Annotated in this window: 18 protein-coding genes; 13 read left to right on the forward strand and 5 right to left on the reverse strand. The window is 65.8% G+C overall.

Going from position 1 to position 18,594, the window contains the following annotated elements:
- Positions 1-7: 7 nt before the first annotated feature.
- Together V9L20_RS09105 and V9L20_RS09110 are read right to left on the reverse strand one after the other, a co-directional pair.
- Positions 8-154 (reverse strand): hypothetical protein, encoded by a 147-nt coding sequence (locus V9L20_RS09105; RefSeq protein WP_165442094.1) that lies wholly within the window; start codon positions 152-154, stop codon positions 8-10.
- A 148-nt stretch (positions 155-302) separates the two neighbouring features.
- Complete coding sequence (locus tag V9L20_RS09110; RefSeq protein WP_258507463.1) at positions 303-869, reverse strand: LuxR C-terminal-related transcriptional regulator; 567 nt, start codon at positions 867-869, stop codon at positions 303-305.
- 102 nt (positions 870-971) lie between these two features.
- Here V9L20_RS09110 and V9L20_RS09115 point away from each other — a divergent pair, with 102 nt between their 5' ends.
- Positions 972-1,775: a CoA transferase subunit A gene (locus V9L20_RS09115; protein WP_157614536.1), complete on the forward strand. Its 804-nt coding sequence runs from the start codon at positions 972-974 to the stop codon at positions 1,773-1,775.
- A gap of 1 nt (position 1,776) precedes the next feature.
- Complete coding sequence (locus V9L20_RS09120) at positions 1,777-2,415, forward strand: 3-oxoacid CoA-transferase subunit B (protein ID WP_126746825.1); 639 nt, start codon at positions 1,777-1,779, stop codon at positions 2,413-2,415.
- On the opposite strand, the gene V9L20_RS09125 is transcribed toward V9L20_RS09120, so the two are convergent.
- A complete protein-coding gene (locus tag V9L20_RS09125; protein WP_337296339.1) occupies positions 2,339-3,304 on the reverse strand; it encodes a LysR family transcriptional regulator in 966 nt (321 codons plus the stop codon). The genes V9L20_RS09120 and V9L20_RS09125 overlap by 77 nt on opposite strands.
- 139 nt (positions 3,305-3,443) lie before the next feature.
- On the opposite strand from V9L20_RS09125, the gene V9L20_RS09130 reads away from it, so the two are divergent.
- From V9L20_RS09130 to mmsB, 4 genes are read left to right on the forward strand one after another with little or no spacing between them, the layout of a single operon-like run.
- The gene (locus tag V9L20_RS09130; RefSeq protein WP_337296340.1) at positions 3,444-4,967 is read left to right on the forward strand and encodes a CoA-acylating methylmalonate-semialdehyde dehydrogenase; all 1,524 of its coding nucleotides are present in this window, start codon (positions 3,444-3,446) and stop codon (positions 4,965-4,967) included.
- Positions 4,968-4,979: 12 nt separating this feature from the next.
- The gene (locus tag V9L20_RS09135) at positions 4,980-6,134 is read left to right on the forward strand and encodes an acyl-CoA dehydrogenase family protein (protein WP_337296341.1); all 1,155 of its coding nucleotides are present in this window, start codon (positions 4,980-4,982) and stop codon (positions 6,132-6,134) included.
- 28 nt (positions 6,135-6,162) lie between these two features.
- On the forward strand, positions 6,163-7,278 hold the full coding sequence (locus V9L20_RS09140; protein WP_337296342.1) for an enoyl-CoA hydratase/isomerase family protein: 1,116 nt from the start codon (positions 6,163-6,165) through the stop codon (positions 7,276-7,278).
- Positions 7,279-7,309: 31 nt separating this feature from the next.
- Positions 7,310-8,206: a 3-hydroxyisobutyrate dehydrogenase gene (gene mmsB / locus V9L20_RS09145; protein WP_337296343.1), complete on the forward strand. Its 897-nt coding sequence runs from the start codon at positions 7,310-7,312 to the stop codon at positions 8,204-8,206.
- A gap of 51 nt (positions 8,207-8,257) precedes the next feature.
- On the opposite strand, the gene V9L20_RS09150 is transcribed toward mmsB, so the two are convergent.
- Complete coding sequence (locus V9L20_RS09150) at positions 8,258-9,184, reverse strand: LysR family transcriptional regulator (protein WP_337296344.1); 927 nt, start codon at positions 9,182-9,184, stop codon at positions 8,258-8,260.
- A 102-nt stretch (positions 9,185-9,286) separates the two neighbouring features.
- On the opposite strand from V9L20_RS09150, the gene metE reads away from it, so the two are divergent.
- A complete protein-coding gene (metE, locus tag V9L20_RS09155; RefSeq protein ID WP_337296345.1) occupies positions 9,287-11,641 on the forward strand; it encodes a 5-methyltetrahydropteroyltriglutamate--homocysteine S-methyltransferase in 2,355 nt (784 codons plus the stop codon).
- 38 nt (positions 11,642-11,679) lie between these two features.
- A complete protein-coding gene (locus V9L20_RS09160) occupies positions 11,680-12,543 on the forward strand; it encodes a hypothetical protein (protein ID WP_337296346.1) in 864 nt (287 codons plus the stop codon).
- Here V9L20_RS09160 and V9L20_RS09165 read toward each other — a convergent pair.
- Positions 12,485-13,996, reverse strand: coding sequence for a short-chain fatty acyl-CoA regulator family protein (locus V9L20_RS09165; protein ID WP_337296347.1), 1,512 nt, complete (start codon positions 13,994-13,996; stop codon positions 12,485-12,487). The two genes, V9L20_RS09160 and V9L20_RS09165, sit on opposite strands and share 59 nt — an antisense overlap.
- A 106-nt stretch (positions 13,997-14,102) precedes the next feature.
- Here V9L20_RS09165 and V9L20_RS09170 point away from each other — a divergent pair, with 106 nt between their 5' ends.
- From V9L20_RS09170 to V9L20_RS09190, 5 genes are all read left to right on the forward strand, one after another.
- Complete coding sequence (locus V9L20_RS09170) at positions 14,103-14,516, forward strand: acyl-CoA thioesterase (protein ID WP_258507442.1); 414 nt, start codon at positions 14,103-14,105, stop codon at positions 14,514-14,516.
- Positions 14,513-15,679: a bifunctional 2-methylcitrate synthase/citrate synthase gene (gene prpC, locus V9L20_RS09175; RefSeq protein ID WP_337296348.1), complete on the forward strand. Its 1,167-nt coding sequence runs from the start codon at positions 14,513-14,515 to the stop codon at positions 15,677-15,679. The genes V9L20_RS09170 and prpC overlap by 4 nt, the downstream gene beginning before the upstream one ends.
- Positions 15,680-15,725: 46 nt before the next feature.
- Positions 15,726-17,180 carry a bifunctional 2-methylcitrate dehydratase/aconitate hydratase gene (locus V9L20_RS09180; RefSeq protein WP_337296349.1) on the forward strand — a complete coding sequence of 485 codons (1,455 nt, stop codon included), beginning with the start codon at positions 15,726-15,728 and terminating at the stop codon, positions 17,178-17,180.
- Positions 17,181-17,199: 19 nt separating this feature from the next.
- The gene (locus tag V9L20_RS09185) at positions 17,200-18,078 is read left to right on the forward strand and encodes an isocitrate lyase/PEP mutase family protein (RefSeq protein WP_258507439.1); all 879 of its coding nucleotides are present in this window, start codon (positions 17,200-17,202) and stop codon (positions 18,076-18,078) included.
- Positions 18,079-18,241: 163 nt separating this feature from the next.
- Entirely contained in the window at positions 18,242-18,583 is a 342-nt protein-coding gene (locus V9L20_RS09190; RefSeq protein ID WP_126746841.1) for an alpha/beta hydrolase, read from the forward strand.
- Positions 18,584-18,594 lie beyond the last annotated feature (11 nt).

Raw genomic sequence — 18,594 nt, forward strand, 5'->3', positions numbered from 1 at the left:
CAACGCATTACGGCTTGACGCCGAGCACCGAGAGAATGATGGCTGCCAGGGTCAGCGTGACCGGCAGCCGGTGCGACGCCAGGGCTTGCGCCCGCGCAACCGACAGCTTCGACGAGAGAAGCAGGTTCTTTTCGGAATGAAGAGGTGTGGTCATATCGGTACTCCTGAATGGTTGCGGGCGACTTGTCCGCATGCCTCAAAGATAGTCATCGCAAGGCACTGCGGCACAGGCCTTTGCGCGACACCGCGTTTCCGTTTTTGCAACGATCGGCGCGGAACCAGGTCAGGGTAGCTGCGAAGAATTAGCCGGCAATGAGCTTCTGCACCAGCTCCGCCGTGGTGGCCGCCGCGTACTTGCGCATCAGCCGCGCGCGGTGCAGCTCCACCGTGCGGTGGCTGATGCCCAGTGCCTTGCCGATCTCCTTGGACGTGAGCCCGCGCATCACCTGCGCCGCCACCTCGCGCTCGCGCGGCGTGAGCTCGGCCTTCACGGCGCGGCGCGAACCCAGGTCTTCGAAGGTCCAGATGCCGGCCTCGTGCGGCGCGGCCCGGTTCATTGCGTGGCCCGTGACATGGCACCAAAAGGTTTCGCCGGCCATGGCGCCGTGCAGGCCGCCCAGGCGCTTCATCATGCGGTTGTCGGCATAGCGGCCGCTGGCGTTCAAGAACGGCTCCATGCGCTTGCCGATGCGCTCGAACTCGGCCACGCTGGGGTACAGAATGCTGAACGAATGCCCGACCAGCGCAGAGGGCGTTGCACCGAAGATCTCGCAAACCCGCTCGTTGCAGGCCACGATGGTGCGGTTGCGCGAAACCACCATGCCCACGGGGGCATGCTCAAAGGCCAGGCGGTAGTCGATCTCCTGCATCGGGGGTCACCATTACGAAATACTACGTATACGACTACGTAGTATCGTTCAAGGCTCTTCAAAGCTTTCGCCAACTCTCCACCCATCCATCAAGGAGCCCGAGTGAACAAGATTTATCCCTCCGCAGACGCGGCACTCAAGGGAGTCGTGGCCGACGGGCAGATGCTCGCGGTCGGCGGCTTCGGCCTGTGCGGTATTCCAGAGGCGCTGATCGATGCGCTCAAGGACACCGGCGTGCAGAACCTCACCGTCATCTCGAACAACGCGGGCGTCGACGGCTTCGGCCTTGGCAAGCTGCTCGAGACGCGGCAGATCAAGAAAATGATCGCGTCGTACGTGGGCGAGAACAAGGAGTTCGAACGCCAGTACCTGGCCGGCGAACTCGCCCTTGAATTCACGCCCCAGGGCACGCTGGCCGAAAAGCTGCGCGCGGGCGGCGCGGGCATTCCGGCCTTCTTCACCAAGACCGGCGTCGGCACGCAAGTGGCCGAAGGCAAGGAACTGCGCGAGTTCGACGGCGAAACCTACGTGATGGAACGTTCGCTGGTGCCTGACGTGGCGCTGGTGAAGGCCGACGTGGCCGACAAGTCGGGCAACCTGCGCTTTCGCCTCACGGCGCGCAACTTCAACCCGGCCGCCGCCATGGCCGGCAAGATCTGCATCGTCGAAGTCGAGAAGATCGTCGAAGTGGGCGAGCTGGCGCCTGACGACATTCACCTGCCCGGTATCTACGTGCACCGCATCGTGCTGAACGCCAACCCCGAGAAGCGCATCGAGAAGCGCACCGTGACGGCAGCCGCTCCGGCAGACGCCGCGGCCGCCAAGGTCGAGGCCCAGGCTGCCATTGCGCAAGCCGCCGCCGGCAGCGAAGTGCCCGCCCCCGTCAAGAACACCAAAGGAGCCTGAGATGCCCTGGACCCAAGACCAAATGGCCGCGCGTGCGGCGCAAGAACTCGAAGACGGCTTCTACGTGAACCTGGGCATCGGCATTCCCACCCTGGTGGCCAACTTCGTCGGCGACAAGGAAGTGTGGCTGCAAAGCGAGAACGGCATGCTCGGCATCGGCCCGTTCCCGACTGAAGACCAGGTCGACGCCGACCTGATCAACGCCGGCAAGCAGACCGTCACCACGCTGCCGGGCTCGGCCATTTTCGGCAGCCACGACAGCTTTGCGATGATCCGCGGCGGCAAGATCAACCTGTCGATCCTCGGCGCCATGCAGGTCAGCGTGAAGGGCGACCTTGCCAACTGGATGATTCCCGGCAAGATGGTGAAGGGCATGGGCGGCGCCATGGACCTGGTGGCCGGCGTGAAGCGCGTCATCGTGCTGATGGAGCACGTCGCCAAGAAGAAGGACGGCACCGAGGATTTCAAGATCCTCGAGCAGTGCACCTTGCCGCTCACCGGCGTGGGCGTGGTCGACCGCATCATCACCGACCTGGCCGTGATGGACGTGGTGCCCGAAGGCCTCAAGGTGGTCGAGCTCGCGCCGGGCGTGAGCTTCGATGCGCTGCAGGCGAAGACCGGGGCGCAACTGATCCAGTAGCAGGCAACAGCAGCGCGTCGCGCTGCGCTTCGGCGGCTTCGCGCAGAAAGTTCCACACCGTCTGCATCCGCACGAGGTGCTTGGTTTCCGCCGGCATCGACATCCAGAAGGTGCGCGTGAAGTTCGCCTGGTCGCCGAGCACGGGGCGCAATGCGGCGTCCTGTTCGGCAATGAAGGCCGGCAGCACCGCAATGCCGGCTCCGGCCGCTACCGCCCGGTGCTGCGCCAGCACGCTGGTGCTGCGCAGCGCAAAGGCATCGGGCCGGTGCAGTTCGTCCAGGTACTGCAGTTCCTTGCTGAAGAGCAGGTCGTCCACGTAGCTGATGAAGGTGTGGCCGCGCAGGTCTTCGCGCGTTTTTATCGGCTTGTGCGCGGCCAGGTATTGCTTCGACGCGTAGAGCCGCAGCGTGTAGTCGGTGAGCTTGGTCACGACCACGGGCCCGCGTGCCGGCCGTTCGAGCGAAATCACGATGTCGGCCTCGCGTCGCGACAGGTGCACCAGCCGCGGCATGGCCAGCAGGTCGATGGTGAGCCGCGGGTGCTGCTGGGCGAACAGCGCGAGTTGCGGCGCCAGCACCACGGTGCCGAAACCCTCGGTGGCGCCTATGCGCACCAGGCCCGACAAGCCTTCCTGCGATGCCGGCGCGGTGCTTTCCACCGCCTGGAAGGCGCTTTCCATGGCCTCGACCTGTGGCTGCAGCTTGCGGCCCGCCTCGGTCAGCCGGTGGCCGCCCGCCTCGCGTGAGAAAAGCGGCGCACCCACTTCCTTCTCGAGCGCCTGAATGCGCCTGGCCACGGTGGTGTGGTCTACCTCGAGCCGGCGCGCCGCGCTCATCAGCGTGCCCGAGCGGGCCAGTTCCAGAAAGTAGCGAAGGTTGTCCCAGTCCATGTGCTCGCATTGCCTCGGTTGAGCTTTGCATTTTTGCAAAGCGATGGCGCATATTTGTCTATTGTCATGGCAAATCTGCAAAGCTACGATGCGGCTTGAACCTGCCACGCAGGCCCCGTATTCACAGGAGACAAAACCCATGGACGCCACCACCACCCCGAAGACCCAGGTCGCCACCGTCAAGCTGTTGATCGGCGGCAAGTTCGTCGAATCGAAGACCAGCGAATGGCGGGACATCGTCAACCCGGCCACGCAGGAAGTGCTGGCCCGCGTGCCGTTTGCGACGCAGGCCGAGCTCGACGCCGCCGTGGCCTCCGCCAAGGACGCCTTCAAGACCTGGCGCAAGACGCCCCTCGGCGCGCGCGCCCGCATCTTCCTGAAGTACCAGCAGCTCATTCGCGAGAACATGAGCGAGCTGGCCGCGATTCTCACGGCCGAGCAGGGCAAGACCCTGCCCGACGCGGAGGGCGACGTGTTCCGCGGCCTGGAGGTGGTCGAGCACGCATCGAACATCGGAAACCTGCAGTTGGGCGAGCTGGCCAACAACGTGGCCAACGGCGTCGACACCTACACGCTGCTGCAGCCGCTGGGCGTGTGCGCCGGCATCACGCCGTTCAACTTCCCGGCCATGATCCCGCTGTGGATGTTCCCGATGGCCATCGCCACCGGCAACACCTTCGTGCTGAAGCCCTCGGAGCAAGACCCGATGGTGACCATGCGCCTGTGCGAACTGGCTCTGGAAGCCGGCATTCCGCCCGGCGTGCTCAACGTGGTGCACGGCGGCGAGGCCGTGGTCAACGGCATCTGCGACCACAAGGACATCAAGGCGATCAGCTTCGTCGGCTCGACCAAGGTTGGCACGCACGTCTACAACCGCGCCACGCTGGCCGGCAAGCGCGTGCAATGCATGATGGGCGCGAAGAACCACGCCATCGTGATGCCCGATGCCAACAAGGAGCAAACGCTCAATGCACTGGCGGGTGCGAGCTTTGGCGCCGCGGGCCAGCGCTGCATGGCTGTGTCGGTGGCGGTGCTGGTGGGCGAGGCGCGCAACTGGGTGCCCGAGCTCATCGCAAAGGCCAAGACGCTGAAGATCGGCGCCGGCACCGAAAAGGGCGTGGACGTGGGGCCGCTGGTTTCCTGCGCAGCCTACGACCGCGTCAACAACCTCATCGAACGCGGCCTGGCCGACGGCGCCAAGCTGGAGCTCGATGGCCGCAAGCCCACCGTGACCGGCTACGAGAAGGGCAACTTCGTGGGGCCGACGATCTTCTCGGGCGTGAAGCCCGGCATGACCATCTATGACCAGGAGATCTTCGGACCGGTGCTGTGCGTGGCCGACGCCGAGAACATCGACGAAGCCATCGAGCTGATCAACAGCAACCCGAACGGCAACGGCACCGCCATCTTCACGCAGTCGGGTGCCGCGGCGCGCCGCTTCCAGGAAGACATCGACGTGGGCCAGGTCGGCATCAACGTGCCGATTCCGGTGCCTGTGCCGATGTTCTCGTTCACCGGTTCGCGCGCATCCAAGCTCGGCGACCTGGGCCCCTACGGCAAGCAGGTCATCATGTTCTACACGCAGACCAAGACCGTGACGGCACGCTGGTTCGACGACAGCACCGTGAGCCACGGCGTCAACACGACCATCAGCCTGAAATAAGAAGCCCGGCGGATGGACTTCGAACTTTCAGAAGAACAGCGCGCCTTTGCCGATTCGGCGCGCGATTTTGCACAGGCCGAGTTCGCGCCGCATGCCGCGCAGTGGGACGCGGAGGCCATCTTCCCGAAGGAGGCCATCGCCAAGGCCGGTGAGCTGGGCTTCTGCGGGCTCTATGCGCCCGAGCGCATCGGCGGCCTCGGCCTGCCGCGGCTTGATTCGGCGTTGGTGTTCGAGGAAATGGCCGCGGTCGACCCCTCGACCACGGCCTTCATCACCATCCACAACATGGCGACGTGGATGCTCGGCACCTGGGCGACCGATGTGGTGGCCGAGCGCTGGGGCGAAGACCTGACGAGCGGCCGCAAGCTGGCTTCGTACTGCCTTACCGAGCCTGGCGCGGGTTCGGATGCCGGGTCTTTGAAGACCCGCGCCGAACTGCAAGGGGTCGAATACATCATCAACGGAGGCAAGGCCTTCATCTCCGGGGCCGGGTCGACCGACGTGCTGGTGCTCATGGCGCGCACGGGCGGCGGCGGCGCGGGCGGCATCTCCGCCTTTGCGGTGCCGGCCGATGCGCCCGGCGTGAGCTACGGCAAGAAGGAACACAAGATGGGCTGGAACAGCCAGCCCACGCGCACCATCAACTTCGACAACGTGCGCGTGCCGGCCGAGAACCTGCTGGGCAAGGAAGGCGAGGGCTTTCGCATTGCCATGAAGGGGCTCGACGGCGGGCGCATCAACATTGCGACCTGCTCGGTAGGCGCGGCGCAGGGCGCGCTGGACGCAGCGCGCCGCTACCTGCACGAGCGTCAGCAGTTCGGCAAGCCGATATCGAGCTTTCAGGCGCTGCAGTTCAAGCTGGCCGACATGGCCACGGAGCTTGTGGCGGCGCGGCAGATGGTGCGGCTTGCCGCAAGCAAGCTCGATGCGGGCCACGCCGATGCCAGCACCTACTGCGCCATGGCCAAGCGCTTTGCGACCGATGCGGGCTTCAACGTGTGCAACGACGCGCTGCAGCTGCACGGCGGCTACGGCTACCTGAGCGAGTTTCCGCTCGAGCGGCTGGTGCGCGATACCCGCGTGCACCAGATCCTCGAAGGCACCAACGAAATCATGCGGGTGATCGTTGCGCGAAAATTGCTGGAAGGGGACAGCGATATCCGCTGACGCCCCGCATCCAGAACCTCTCAAGACAATGACCGACTCCGTAGTTCTCTTCGACGAAATCAAGACCGCCGGCGGCCAGCGCTTCGGCGTTGCAATGCTCAATGCACCGGCTTCGCTCAACGCGCTGTCCGTGGACATGGTGCGCCTGCTCGCGCCCAAGCTGCGCGAGTGGGCAAAGGACGACGGCATCGTCGGCGTGCTGATGCAGGCAGCCGGCGAGAAGGCCTTCTGCGCCGGCGGAGACCTGCGCCAGCTGTATCAAACGCTGCTCGAATGCGGCCCCGCGCGCAACACCTACGCCGAAGACTTCTTTCGCGAAGAGTACGAGCTCGACTACCTGATCCACACCTTTCCCAAGCCGTTTCTCTGCTGGGGCCACGGCATCGTGATGGGCGGCGGCGTGGGCCTGATGTCGGGCTGCTCGCACCGCGTGGTCACAGCGCAGAGCCGCATCGCCATGCCCGAGATCAGCATCGGCCTCTACCCGGATGTGGGCGGCAGCTGGTTCTTGCGGCGCACGCCGGGGCGCACGGGGTTGTTCCTGGCGCTCACTGCCGCCAACCTGAATGCGGCCGATACCATCTTCTGCGGGCTGGCCGACGTGCTGGTGCCGCATGAGCACAAGGGCCAAGTGCTCGAGGCGATTGCCGCGACGCGCTGGCACGGCGAGCAGAAGGCCGACCGTGCCGAGCTTTCGCGAATCCTCGCGCGGGCGGGCGAGGGCGCGCAAATGCCGCCATCCAAGGTGCGCGAGCACTACGACACCATCAACGCCCTGATGGCCGGCGACGACCTGCTCGACATTGCGAACCGCCTGCGCAACCTGCAAAGCGACGATGCGTGGCTGCAGTCCGCATCCAAGACCTTCATGAAGGGTGCGCCGAGTTCGGCCGCGCTGAGCTTCGAGCTCTGGCAGCGCGTGCACCGCATGTCGCTGGCCGAGGTGTTCCGGCTCGAATACTGGGCTTCGCTGGGTTTTTGCGCGCACAAGGATTTTGCCGAAGGCATCCGCGCGGTGCTGATCGACAAGGACCGCAATCCGCGCTGGAACCCGGCCACCATCGAAGAGATCACGCCCGCGTTCATCGAAGACCACCTGCGCCCGCGCGGCGAAATGCCGGCCGAGCTGGCTGCGCTGGTCTGACCCGCTTCCACAAATACAACGGAGACAAAAAATGAAGATCGCATTCATCGGCCTCGGCAACATGGGCGGCCCCATGGCCATGAACCTGAAGAAGGCGGGCCACGAGGTCAAGGCCTTCGACCTGTCGGCCGAGGCTTGCAAGAAGTACGCGGCCGAAGGCCTGGCCATTGCCTCCTCGGCGGCAGATTCGGTTGCCGATGCCGAGGTGGTGATCAGCATGCTGCCGGCCAGTGCGCATGTGGAGGGCCTGTTTCTCGGCGGCGCTGGTAAGCCCGGCCTGCTCGAGAGCATTGCGGCCGGCACGCTCGTCATCGACAGCAGCACCATCGCGGCCGCCACCTCGCGCAAGGTGGCCGAGGCGGCCGCCGCCAAGGGCATTGCCATGATCGATGCGCCGGTTTCCGGCGGCACCGGCGGCGCCATTGCCGGCACGCTCACCTTCATGGTCGGCGGGGAAGCGAAAGACCTAGAGCGCGCCCGCCCGGTGCTCGAGAAGATGGGCGCCAACATCTTTCATGCCGGCGCGGCAGGCGCGGGCCAGACCGCGAAGATCTGCAACAACATGCTGCTCGGCATCTTGATGATCGGCACCTCCGAGGCGCTGGCGCTGGGTGTTGCCAACGGGCTCGACCCGAAGGTGCTGTCCGAAATCATGCGCCGCAGCTCCGGCGGCAACTGGGCCCTTGAAAAATACAACCCCATGCCGGGCGTGATGGAAACAGCGCCTGCATCGAAGAACTATGCAGGCGGCTTCGGCACCGACCTGATGCTCAAGGACCTGGGCCTGGCGCAAGAAAACGCCACCGCCGTGCGCGCCGCCACGCCGCTCGGCGGGCTGGCACGCAGCCTGTATGCGGCGCACAGCCTCGCGGGCCACGGTGCACTCGACTTTTCGAGCGTGCTGAAGCTGGTGCAGAAGGCTTCGTAGCCTTTTTTCAGACGGCGTGCACGGCCGCAGCAAAGCGGCTCGTGCCGGTGCTCAAAGCAGCTCGATCCCGGGCAGGCTCTTGAAACAGCTCTCGCGCGTGATGCGCACGAAATCCGCCAGCCACGGCTGGGCCGAGGTGCCCTGCGTGCAGGCCATGTACAGCCGGCCCGTGAGGCCCCTGGCGCCCACCCGCCGCGCCGTAACGTAGCCGCGATCCAGATAGCTCTGCACCGCCCAAAGCGGGAGCGTTGCAACGCCCCGGCCGCTTGCCACCAGCTGCAGCATCGCCACGGTGAGCTCGGTCGTGCGCCGGTGCGCGGGCTCCACGCCGGCAGGGGCCAGCACCTGCCGCACGATGTCGAGCATTTCGTCCGGCACGGGGTAGGTGATGAGCGTCTGGTCGGCAAAGTGGCGCGCGGTGAGATGCGGCTTGGCCGTGAGCGCGTGGTCGTTGGCCAGCAGTGCCACGATCTCGAAGCGGAACAGCGCGTGGTAGTCCACCGTTTCGTCCGGGTCCTGCTCGGAGACGATCGCCACCTCGGCGCGGTTCTGCATCACCAGCGCAATCGGGTCGGGGTGAAAGCCCGAGACGATGTCGAGCTCGATCTCGGGCCAGCGCTGGCGAAAGGCATCCATGGCCGGCATCAGCCAGTCGAAGCAGGTGTGGCACTCGACCACGATGCGCAGCTGCCCGCTGCGCCCGAGCGCAAGCCGCGCCACGTCGCGCTCCGCTTCTTCGACCAGCGGCAACGCGGTATCGGCCAGCTGCAGCAGCCGCAGGCCGGTGGTGCTGAACTGCGGCGGCACCGACTTGCGCTCGAACAGCTGCGCGCCGTAGCGGTCTTCAAGCAGCTTGATCTGGTGCGACAGCGCCGACTGCGTGAGGTTGAGCAACTGCGCCGCGCGCACCAGGCTGCCGGTGTCGCGCAGCGCGACCAGCGTGCGCAGGTGCCGTATTTCCAGAATGGACTGCAACATGAATGAATTTCAAGTGAAAGGGCAAAACGTTTCGTTTGAATCATATGCCTCAAAGCCCGACCATTGCGGATTCTCAAGATCCAGCGACCGGAACACCTGCAAATGACCACCCGTACCCACACCCTCGGCTTTCCGCGCATGGGCGCCAATCGGGAACTGAAGTTCGCACTCGAAAAGCACTGGCGCGGCGAAATCGACCGCACCGCGCTCGAAGCGGTCGGCGAACAGCTGCGCGCGCGCCATTGGCAGGCCCAGCGCGACGCGGGGCTCGACTACGTGACCGTCGGCGACTTTGCCTACTACGACCACGTGGCCAACCACATCCAGCTGCTCGGCTGCGAGCCGGCGCGTTTCGGCTTCAAGGGCGACGAGCCCGAACTCTCGCGCTATTTCAAGATGGCCCGCGGCGTCGAGGACGAAGCCGGCCATGTGCACGATGCGGCTTGCGGCCACGGCTGCGAAGGTACGGCGGGCACCTTTGCCCTGGAGATGACCAAGTGGTTCGACACCAACTACCACTACCTTGTGCCCGAGTTCACCGCGGCCACGCGGTTCAAACTGGCCTCGGCGCGCCTGTTCGACGAGGTGGCGCAGGCGCAGCAGGCCGGGCATGCGGTCAAGGCCGTGCTGCTCGGGCCGCTGAGTTTTCTGTACCTTGGCAAGGAGAAAGAGGCGGGCTTCGACCGCTTCTCGCTGCTCGATGCCTTGCTGCCCGTTTACGAGCAAGCGCTGAACCGCCTCAAGCAGCAAGGGGTGGAGTGGGTGCAGATCGACGAGCCCATCCTGGGCCTGGACCTGCCCGATGCCTGGCGCAACGCCTTTGAGCGTGCCTACTGGCAGCTGGCCCGCAGTGCACCCAAGCTGCTGCTGGCCACCTACTTTTCGCCGCTTTCGGACAACCTGCGCCTTGCCTGCCAGCTGCCGGTGGCCGGCCTGCACGTGGATGCCGTGCGCTCGCCGCAGGAGCTGACGGGCGTGGCCGACTGGCTTTCGGCGCACAAGGTGCTGTCTGTCGGCATCATCGACGGACGCAACATCTGGCGCACCGACCCCGATGCCGCGCTTGCCACGCTGCGCCCGGTGATTGACAAGAACCGTGGCGAACTGTGGATAGCGCCGTCGTGCTCGCTGCTGCATGTGCCGTTCAGCCTGGCGGCGGAAAACAAGCTCGATGCCGAATTGAAGTCGTGGCTCGCGTTTGCGGTCGAAAAGCTCGACGAACTTCGCGTGCTGCGTGCCGTGCTCGACGGCCGCGAAGGCTCCGTCGCTGAGGAGCTCAAGACCGCGCGTACCGCGGTGGCCGCGCGGCGCGGCAGCTCGCGCGTGCACCGCGCCGACGTGGCGCTGCGGTTGGCCCGCAGCGTGGCGGGCGACGACCAGCGCGCCTCTACCTTCACCAAGCGCCAGTCGGTGCAGCGCGCGCGCTTTGCGTTCCCCGCGCTGCCGACCACCACCATCGGCTCGTTCCCGCAGACGACGGAGATCCGCGCCGCGCGCGCCGCATTCAAGCGGGGCGATCTCGATGCGGCAGGCTACCGCGAGAAGATGCGCGCCGAAATCGCGCTGGCCGTGCGCAAGCAGGAGGCACTGGGGATCGACGTGCTGGTGCACGGCGAGGCCGAGCGCAACGACATGGTCGAGTACTTCGGCGAACGGCTCGACGGCTTTGCGTTTACCGCCAACGGCTGGGTGCAGTCGTACGGATCGCGCTGCGTGAAGCCGCCGGTGATCTTCGGCGATGTGGCACGCCCGGCGCCGATGACGGTCGAGTGGACGGCCTATGCGCAGAGCCTGACCCCATTGCCGATGAAGGGCATGCTGACGGGCCCCGTCACCATCCTGCAATGGTCGTTCGTGCGCGACGACCAGCCGCGCGCCACCACCTGCGAGCAGATCGCCTGGGCAATCCGCGACGAGGTGGTCGATCTCGAGGGCGCCGGCATCGGCATCATCCAGATCGACGAGCCTGCAATCCGCGAAGGCTTGCCGCTGCGCCGTGCGGGCTGGCCGGCTTACCTGAAGTCGGCCACGCGCGCATTCCGCATCAGCGCCTCGGGCGTGCGCGACGAGACGCAGATCCACACGCACATGTGCTATTCGGAGTTCAACGACATCCTGCCCGAGATCGCGGCAATGGATGCCGACGTGATCACCATCGAAACCAGCCGTTCCGACATGGAGCTGCTGCGGGGCTTCGGTGGCGAGAACAGCGCGGGCGGCTTCCGCTACCCGAACGAGATCGGCCCCGGCGTGTACGACATCCATTCGCCGCGGGTGCCCTCGGTCGACGAAATCGTGCGTCTGATGCGCAAGGCCGCGGGCGTGGTGCCGCTGGAGAACCTCTGGATCAACCCCGACTGCGGCCTGAAGACCCGCGGCTGGCCGGAGACCGAGGCGGCGCTGTCGAACATGGTGACGGCTGCGAAGCTGCTGCGCGAGGAACTGGCCATCGCCTGAAGCAGAGGGCGGTCGTGGCAAGCGCCAATAATGGCGCCATGACCGCTTTCTCAGTCGTTGCCAGACGTTTCTTCTTCGCGCCTTTTCTTGTTCTCCTGCTGGTGTTGGTGCCGGCAATGGCCCGTGCGCAGGACCGCGCCCAGGCCCTGCTGCAATTCGAAGGCGTGCAGGCGCGCTACCAGGCAGCCTACGCGCCGGGCGCGGTGGCGCGCGATGCACGCGAGTTGCTGGAGCCGGCCGACCAGGCCATTGCCGACAATGCACTCAAGGCGCTGGACGGAGCCGCTGCGCGGTCTTTCGATGTAGCGGCTTCCGTTGCCGCCATCCAGCAAGGGGTAGCGGCCGCGGGCAAGGGCGCAGCCGCGCCAAGCCCGCAGGCAGTGGCAGCGGTGGCTCGCTTCGCGCAGCTGCGCGCCGACTACGCCGCGAAAGACCAGGCGGCGAAGTTCGAGTTCTTCAACCGCGAGCGCGCAAAGCCGGCCGACCCTGCGCGCACCGAGTTGCTCGAGCGCATGACCGTGGCCGACATGCGGGAAGTCGATTTTTCGAGCCAGTTGCTGCTGAGCTCCGTCGTCAAGCAACTGGCGCGCGGCAATGCCGGCCAGTTCACGTCGTTGCCTGACCGCACGCTCGACATGGCGGTGGACACGCTGTGGTCGCGCGGCGTCACGTCCCCACGCCCGCGCAATCTGTTGACGGTGGCGCGCGAACTTGAAAAGCAGGTGACGCAGGCATTGCTCGCGGCATTGCCCGATGCGGATGTTGCCGCCTTGCTTGCCTGGCGCAACGACCCGCATGCCGCGGCCGAGCGCGAGGCACTGCTGGGTGCTTACCGCGCCGAGGTCAAGGCAAGCGGCGCCGTGGCAATCCGGACGATGGTGCGCGGCTGGCCGCGTTCCTGACCGCGGCGCGCGCGGTGCCGTACTTGTCGGGCGCCGCAGCGTAGGGCATGAAGCGGCTCTGGTTCTCGTCCACGTCGAGCGGGCGGCCGACGAACGGGAAGGCGCGCTGCGGGCAGGCTTCGCGTTCGCACACCTTGCAGCCCGCGCCGATGGGTGTCGGCACATCGGGGTCGCGCAGGTCCAGGCCCTTGGAGTAGACGAGCCGCGTCGCGTGGCTGATGTCGCAGCCCAGGCCGATGGAAAAAGTCTTGTTGGGCGAGCCGTAGCCGCGGAACCCGTGCGAAACCGTGCGCGCAATCCAGAGATAGGCGCGGCCGTCGGGCATGCGCGCCAGTTGGGTGAGCACGCGCCCGGGCTGCGCAAAGGCTTCGTACACGTTCCATAGCGGGCAGGTGCCGCCGGTCTTCGAAAAGTGGAAGTGCGTGGCCGATTGCCGCTTCGAGATGTTGCCCGCCCGGTCGACGCGAATCAAGAAGAAGGGCACGCCGCGTGCGTCGGGCCGCTGCAGCGAACTCAGCCGGTGGCAGATGGTTTCGAAGCCCACGCCGAAGCGCCTTGCCAGCTGGTCGATGTCGTAGCGCAGCTGTTCGGCCGCTTCGAGAAAGATTCCGTAGGGCAGGAGCAGGGCGGCGGCAAAGTAGTTGGCCAGGCCTATGCGCGCGAGAGAGAGTGCGGTGTCGCTGGAGAGCGGCGCATCGGCCACGAGCTGGTCGATCAGGCCGCCCACTTCAAGGAACGCGAGCTGCGTTGCAAGCTGAAAAGCGTGCTGGCCTGGCTCCAGGTAGCGCGAGAGCCGCAGCACGCGCGTGGCCGGGTCGTAGCGGCGTTGCGCGCCGCCTTGGTCGTCATCCGCCGGAATCACCTGCACGCCATGCGCTTCGAGCAGCCGCTGCGCCAGCCGGTCGCCCGGGTTGCCTTCGCGCAGCCGCCACTGCGTGGAGAAGGCCTCGGCCGCGGCATCGAGCGGCGCGATGTGGTTCTGGTGTGCGAAGAAGAAGTCGCGCACCTCCTCGAAGGGCATCGGCCGCGCCTGTGGCATGCGCGCGAGGTCGCCGCGGCCGTCGCCCAGTTCGGCTGCCAGTGCTTCGAGCCGTTCGGTGGCGTCGCGGTGGCGCTGGTGCAGCGCCACGAGTGCGCGGCCCACGGCCGGCATTTGCGTGGCCACTTCGCGCAATTCGGCAAGCGCGACCGCATCGCCGCCCGGGTTGTCGGCCAGCGCTTCGCGCAGGCTTGCGACAAGGCGCGCCTCTTCGTCTTCGGAGAAGGCCTGGATGTCGACGCCCAGCGTAGCGTGCAGGCGCAACAACACCGGCACCGTGAGCGGACGCTGGTTCTGCTCGATCTGGTTCAGGTAGCTTGGCGACAGGCCCAGCTGCTGCGCCAGCGCGAACTGGCTCAGGCCGCGCTCTTCGCGCAGGCTTCGCAGGCGCACGCCCATGAAGGTCTTCTTCATCGTCAATCCGTTCTTCGCAAGATTCGCAAAAATGCATGCGAGGTCTTCGCAATCATTCGCCAATTCAGTCCTTCATTATGGACACGATCTTGCGTAAATTGCGAATATGCAAAGCGCACGCGGCACAGTCCGACTGATCGAGGTGGTGTTCCCTGAACACACCAACCACTACGGCACCCTGTTCGGCGGACAGGCCTTGCAGCTGCTGTCGAAGGCGGCTTTTCTTTCCGGCCGCGGCTTCGTGCGCGGCGACGTGGTGATGGCGCGCTGCGGCGAGGTGCTGTTCCATGCGCCCGTGCGGCTGGGCAGCACGCTGGTGCTCGACACGCACGTGTCGCGCGTGGGCCGCAGTTCGCTCACCGTGCGCGTGGCGGGCAGCGTGCAAGACGTGGTTACCGATGCGCTCACCCGTGTGCTCGACGGTGAATTCGAAATGGTGGCGGTCGATGCCGCCGGACGACCGGTGCGGCTGGCGAACCCGCCGCATTTTCATGAACAGACATTCGAGGAGACGGTATGACACTGATCGCAGAGAACGCGCCCGCCGCCGGCTTCAGGCCGAAGAAATCCGTCGCGCTTTCAGGCGTGACCGCGGGCAACACCGCCCTGTGCACCGTGGGGCGCACCGGCAACGACCTGCACTACCGCGGCTACGACATCCTCGACATTGCCGATGTCTGCGAGTTCGAGGAAATTGCGCACCTGCTGGTGCACGGCAAGCTGCCGACCGCCTCGGAGCTGCGCGCCTACAAGGGCCGGCTGAAGGCGATGCGCGGCCTGCCCGCGAGCGTGAAGGAAGCGCTGGAGCGCCTGCCCGCCAGCGCGCACCCGATGGACGTGATGCGCACCGGCGTTTCTGCACTGGGCTGCGTGCTGCCCGAGAAAGACGACCATTCGCTGCCCGGTGCGCGCGACATTGCCGACCGGCTGATGGCATCGCTCGGCTCGATGCTGCTCTACTGGTATCACTGGTCCACGCAGGGCAAGCGCATCGAAGTGGAGACCGACGACGATTCGATCGGTGCGCACTTCCTGCACCTGCTGCACGGCCGCGCGCCTTCGGCAAGCTGGGAGCGTGCAATGCACACCTCGCTCAACCTGTATGCCGAGCATGAGTTCAACGCATCGACCTTCACTGCGCGCGTGGTGGCGGGCACGGGCTCCGACGTGTATTCGGCCATTACCGGTGCCATTGGCGCGCTGCGCGGGCCCAAGCACGGCGGCGCCAACGAAGTGGCCTTCGAGATACAGAAGCGCTACGACACACCCGATGAGGCCGAGGCGGACATTCGCCGCCGGGTGGAAGCCAAGGAGGTCGTCATCGGCTTCGGCCACCCGGTCTACACCGTGTCGGACCCGCGCAATGCGGTGATCAAGCGGGTGGCCAGGCACCTTTCGGAAGAGGCCGGCTCCACCCGCATGTTCGACATTGCCGAGCGCATCGAAAGCGTGATGTGGAACGCCAAGAAGATGTTTCCCAACCTCGACTGGTTCAGCGCCGTGAGCTATCACATGCTCGGCGTGCCCACTGCCATGTTCACACCGCTCTTCGTGATTGCGCGCACCAGCGGTTGGGCCGCCCACATCATCGAGCAGCGGCAAGACAACAAGATCATCCGGCCCAGCGCCAATTACACCGGCCCTGAAGACCTGGCCTTCGTGCCGATCTCGGACCGCCGCTGAAGGCTTGCGCACAGCTCCGCACCGTTTACCGCAACAGAGAAGAACCATGTCCGCTCACATCAGCAACGTCCGCCCCGAACCCGACCAGGTGCTGGTCGACATCGTCGACTACGTGCTCGACCACCAGCAGATCACCAGCGCGCTGGCGTACGAAACAGCGCGCCACTGCCTGATCGACACGCTCGGCTGCGGGCTCGAGGCGCTCGAGTACCCGGCCTGCACCAAGCTGCTCGGCCCGGTCGTGCCAGGCACGGTGGTGCCGCATGGCGCCAAGGTGCCCGGCACGCCATACCAACTCGATCCGATCCAGGCGGCCTTCAACATCGGCACGATGATCCGCTGGCTGGACTTCAACGACACCTGGCTGGCAGCGGAGTGGGGCCATCCGAGCGACAACCTCGGCGGCATTCTTGCCACGGCCGACTGGCTCAGCCGCAATGCGGTGGCTGCGGGGCGCAAGCCGCTCGTGATGCACGACGTGCTCACCGCAATGATCCAGGCGCATGAGATCCAGGGCTGCCTTGCGCTGGAGAACTCGTTCAACAAGGTGGGGCTCGATCACGTGGTGCTGGTCAAGGTAGCTTCGACGGCCGTGGTGGCGCGCCTGATGGGCCTCTCGCGAGACGAGATCGTCAACGCCGTGTCGCTGGCCTGGGTCGATGGGCAGAGCCTGCGCACCTACCGCCATGCGCCCAACACCGGCAGCCGCAAGAGCTGGGCCGCGGGTGATGCCACGAGCCGTGCGGTGCGCCTTGCGCTCATCGCCAAGACCGGAGAGATGGGCTACCCGAGCGTGCTCACGGCCAAGACCTGGGGCTTCTACGACGTGCTGTTCAAGGGCCAGCCTTTCAGATTCCAGCGGCCGTATGCAAGCTACGTGATGGAGAACGTGCTGTTCAAGATCAGCTTTCCGGCCGAGTTCCACAGCCAGACGGCGGTGGAGGCGGCCATGGCGCTGCATGCGCAGCTGAAGCAGGCCGGCAAGACGGTGGAGGACATCGAGCGCGTGACCATCCGCACGCACGAGGCCTGCATTCGCATCATCGACAAGAAGGGGCCGCTCGCCAATCCGGCCGACCGCGACCATTGCATCCAGTACATGGTGGCGGTGCCGATGATCTTCGGCCGCCTCACGGCCGGCGACTATGAAGACAGCGTGGCGAGCGACCCGCGCATCGATGCGCTGCGCGACAAGATCGTGTGCGTGGAAGACCCGCGCTTTACCGCCGACTATCACGACCCCGAAAAGCGCAGCATTGCCAACGCGCTGACCGTGACCTTCAAGGACGGCACCGGCTTTTCGGAAGTGATCGTCGAATACCCCATCGGCCACAAGCGCCGCCGCGCGGACGGCATTCCGCTGCTCGAAGCCAAGTTCCGCACCAACCTGGCACGCCGCTTCGCGCACAAGCAGCAGCAGGCCATCCTCGATGTGTCGCTCGATGCGAAGAAGCTCGAAGCCATGCCGGTGCATGAGTATGTCGATCTGTATGCCGCCTAACCGATTGCCGCCTGATCCCATGCAAGCGAACACCGAATCCACCAAGAAGGTGCTGCGCCGCCTGGCCGAGGCGCGCCGCGGCGTGCTGGTGCCGGGGGCATTCAACGCGCTCTCCGCCCGCGTGATCGAAGACCTCGGCTTCGAGGCGATCTACGTCACGGGCGCCGGGGTCACCAACATGCACTTCGGCCTGCCCGACCAGGCCTTCATGGGCTTGCACGAGATAGCGGAGCACACGGCGCGCATTCGCGATGCGGTGAACCTGCCGCTGCTGGTCGATGCCGACACCGGCTTTGGCAATGCGCTGAACGTGCGGCACGCGGTCCGCGTGCTCGAGCGGGCAGGGGCCGACTGCATCCAGCTCGAAGACCAGGTCAGTCCCAAGCGCTGCGGCCACTTTGCGGGCAAGGCGGTCATCGACACGGCCGAGATGCTCGGCAAGATCAAGGCCGCGGCCGATGCGCGCACCGATGCCGACATGCTCATCATGGCCCGCACCGATGCGGCGGCCGTGCACGGCTTCGAGGCGGCCGTCGAACGCGCGCAGCTGTTCAGCGAGGCCGGTGCCGACATCCTTTTCGTGGAAGCCGTGACGCAAGCCGACGAAGTGCGCGCCTTGCCGCGGCGGCTGGGCAAGCCGCAACTGATGAACATGGTGATCGGCGGAAAGACGCCGACCTTCGGCGCCGAAGAACTGGGCGCGCTCGGCTATGGGCTGGTGCTGTACGCCAATGCCGCATTGCAGGGCGCGGTGGCTGGCATGCAACGTGCATTGACGGTTTTGCGTGATACTCGCCGCCTCGACGAAGACCCATCGCTCGTGGCTTCGTTTGCCGAGCGGCAGCGCCTGGTCGGAAAACCCGAGCTCGACCAGCTAGAGAAAAAATACGCAGGTTGAACTAAATTTCTTAAACGAGTTGTGCACTTTTGCCCTCTCGTCAGAAAGTTCCCCGTCATTGTTTCAGTTTCATGAACACTGCGATTCGATTGGCTAGGGTTTTCCCTTGTAATCGTGGTGCAAACTTCAGGGCATCCAAAGCCCAATCAAGAAGGAAATTGAAATGAAGACCTCGAACATCCTCGCCGCCGCCGCTCTCTCCCTGCTCGCCGCCGCTGGCGCCCACGCAGAAACGTACGAAGGCGTGCAGCCCCTGACCTCCGGTTACAGCCGCGCCGACGTGGCGCCCCAAGCCGCCGCCGCAGCCCGCGAAGGCAACGTGTACAGCGATGCCGCTTCGGCAACCGTGGCTCCCGTGCTGGCTGCTTCGACCGACCGCGCCGCAGTTCGCAACGAAGCCGTTGCCGCCGCTCACGCACCGGGCCAGAACCTGCGCCGCGAAGCCTTCGCAGGCAGCGTGGTTCCCTCGCAAGCACGCAGCTTCACGCGCCAAGCCGGCCTGTAAATCACGCCAGG

This window comes from Variovorax sp. CCNWLW225 (assembly GCF_037204045.1).
Taxonomy (GTDB): Bacteria; Pseudomonadota; Gammaproteobacteria; order Burkholderiales; family Burkholderiaceae_C; genus Variovorax.

Excerpts from the sequence above, each read along its gene's own strand:
- V9L20_RS09105 (WP_165442094.1), bottom strand. The coding sequence starts at position 154 with ATGACCACACCTCTTCATTCCGAAAAGAACCTGCTTCTCTCGTCGAAG.
- V9L20_RS09110 (WP_258507463.1), bottom strand. The coding sequence starts at position 869 with ATGCAGGAGATCGACTACCGCCTGGCCTTTGAGCATGCCCCCGTGGGC.
- V9L20_RS09120 (WP_126746825.1), top strand. The coding sequence starts at position 1,777 with ATGCCCTGGACCCAAGACCAAATGGCCGCGCGTGCGGCGCAAGAACTC.
- V9L20_RS09125 (WP_337296339.1), bottom strand. The coding sequence starts at position 3,304 with ATGGACTGGGACAACCTTCGCTACTTTCTGGAACTGGCCCGCTCGGGC.
- V9L20_RS09130 (WP_337296340.1), top strand. The coding sequence starts at position 3,444 with ATGGACGCCACCACCACCCCGAAGACCCAGGTCGCCACCGTCAAGCTG.
- V9L20_RS09135 (WP_337296341.1), top strand. The coding sequence starts at position 4,980 with ATGGACTTCGAACTTTCAGAAGAACAGCGCGCCTTTGCCGATTCGGCG.
- V9L20_RS09140 (WP_337296342.1), top strand. The coding sequence starts at position 6,163 with ATGACCGACTCCGTAGTTCTCTTCGACGAAATCAAGACCGCCGGCGGC.
- mmsB (WP_337296343.1), top strand. The coding sequence starts at position 7,310 with ATGAAGATCGCATTCATCGGCCTCGGCAACATGGGCGGCCCCATGGCC.
- V9L20_RS09150 (WP_337296344.1), bottom strand. The coding sequence starts at position 9,184 with ATGTTGCAGTCCATTCTGGAAATACGGCACCTGCGCACGCTGGTCGCG.
- metE (WP_337296345.1), top strand. The coding sequence starts at position 9,287 with ATGACCACCCGTACCCACACCCTCGGCTTTCCGCGCATGGGCGCCAAT.
- V9L20_RS09160 (WP_337296346.1), top strand. The coding sequence starts at position 11,680 with ATGACCGCTTTCTCAGTCGTTGCCAGACGTTTCTTCTTCGCGCCTTTT.
- V9L20_RS09165 (WP_337296347.1), bottom strand. The coding sequence starts at position 13,996 with ATGAAGAAGACCTTCATGGGCGTGCGCCTGCGAAGCCTGCGCGAAGAG.
- V9L20_RS09170 (WP_258507442.1), top strand. The coding sequence starts at position 14,103 with ATGCAAAGCGCACGCGGCACAGTCCGACTGATCGAGGTGGTGTTCCCT.
- prpC (WP_337296348.1), top strand. The coding sequence starts at position 14,513 with ATGACACTGATCGCAGAGAACGCGCCCGCCGCCGGCTTCAGGCCGAAG.
- V9L20_RS09180 (WP_337296349.1), top strand. The coding sequence starts at position 15,726 with ATGTCCGCTCACATCAGCAACGTCCGCCCCGAACCCGACCAGGTGCTG.
- V9L20_RS09185 (WP_258507439.1), top strand. The coding sequence starts at position 17,200 with ATGCAAGCGAACACCGAATCCACCAAGAAGGTGCTGCGCCGCCTGGCC.
- V9L20_RS09190 (WP_126746841.1), top strand. The coding sequence starts at position 18,242 with ATGAAGACCTCGAACATCCTCGCCGCCGCCGCTCTCTCCCTGCTCGCC.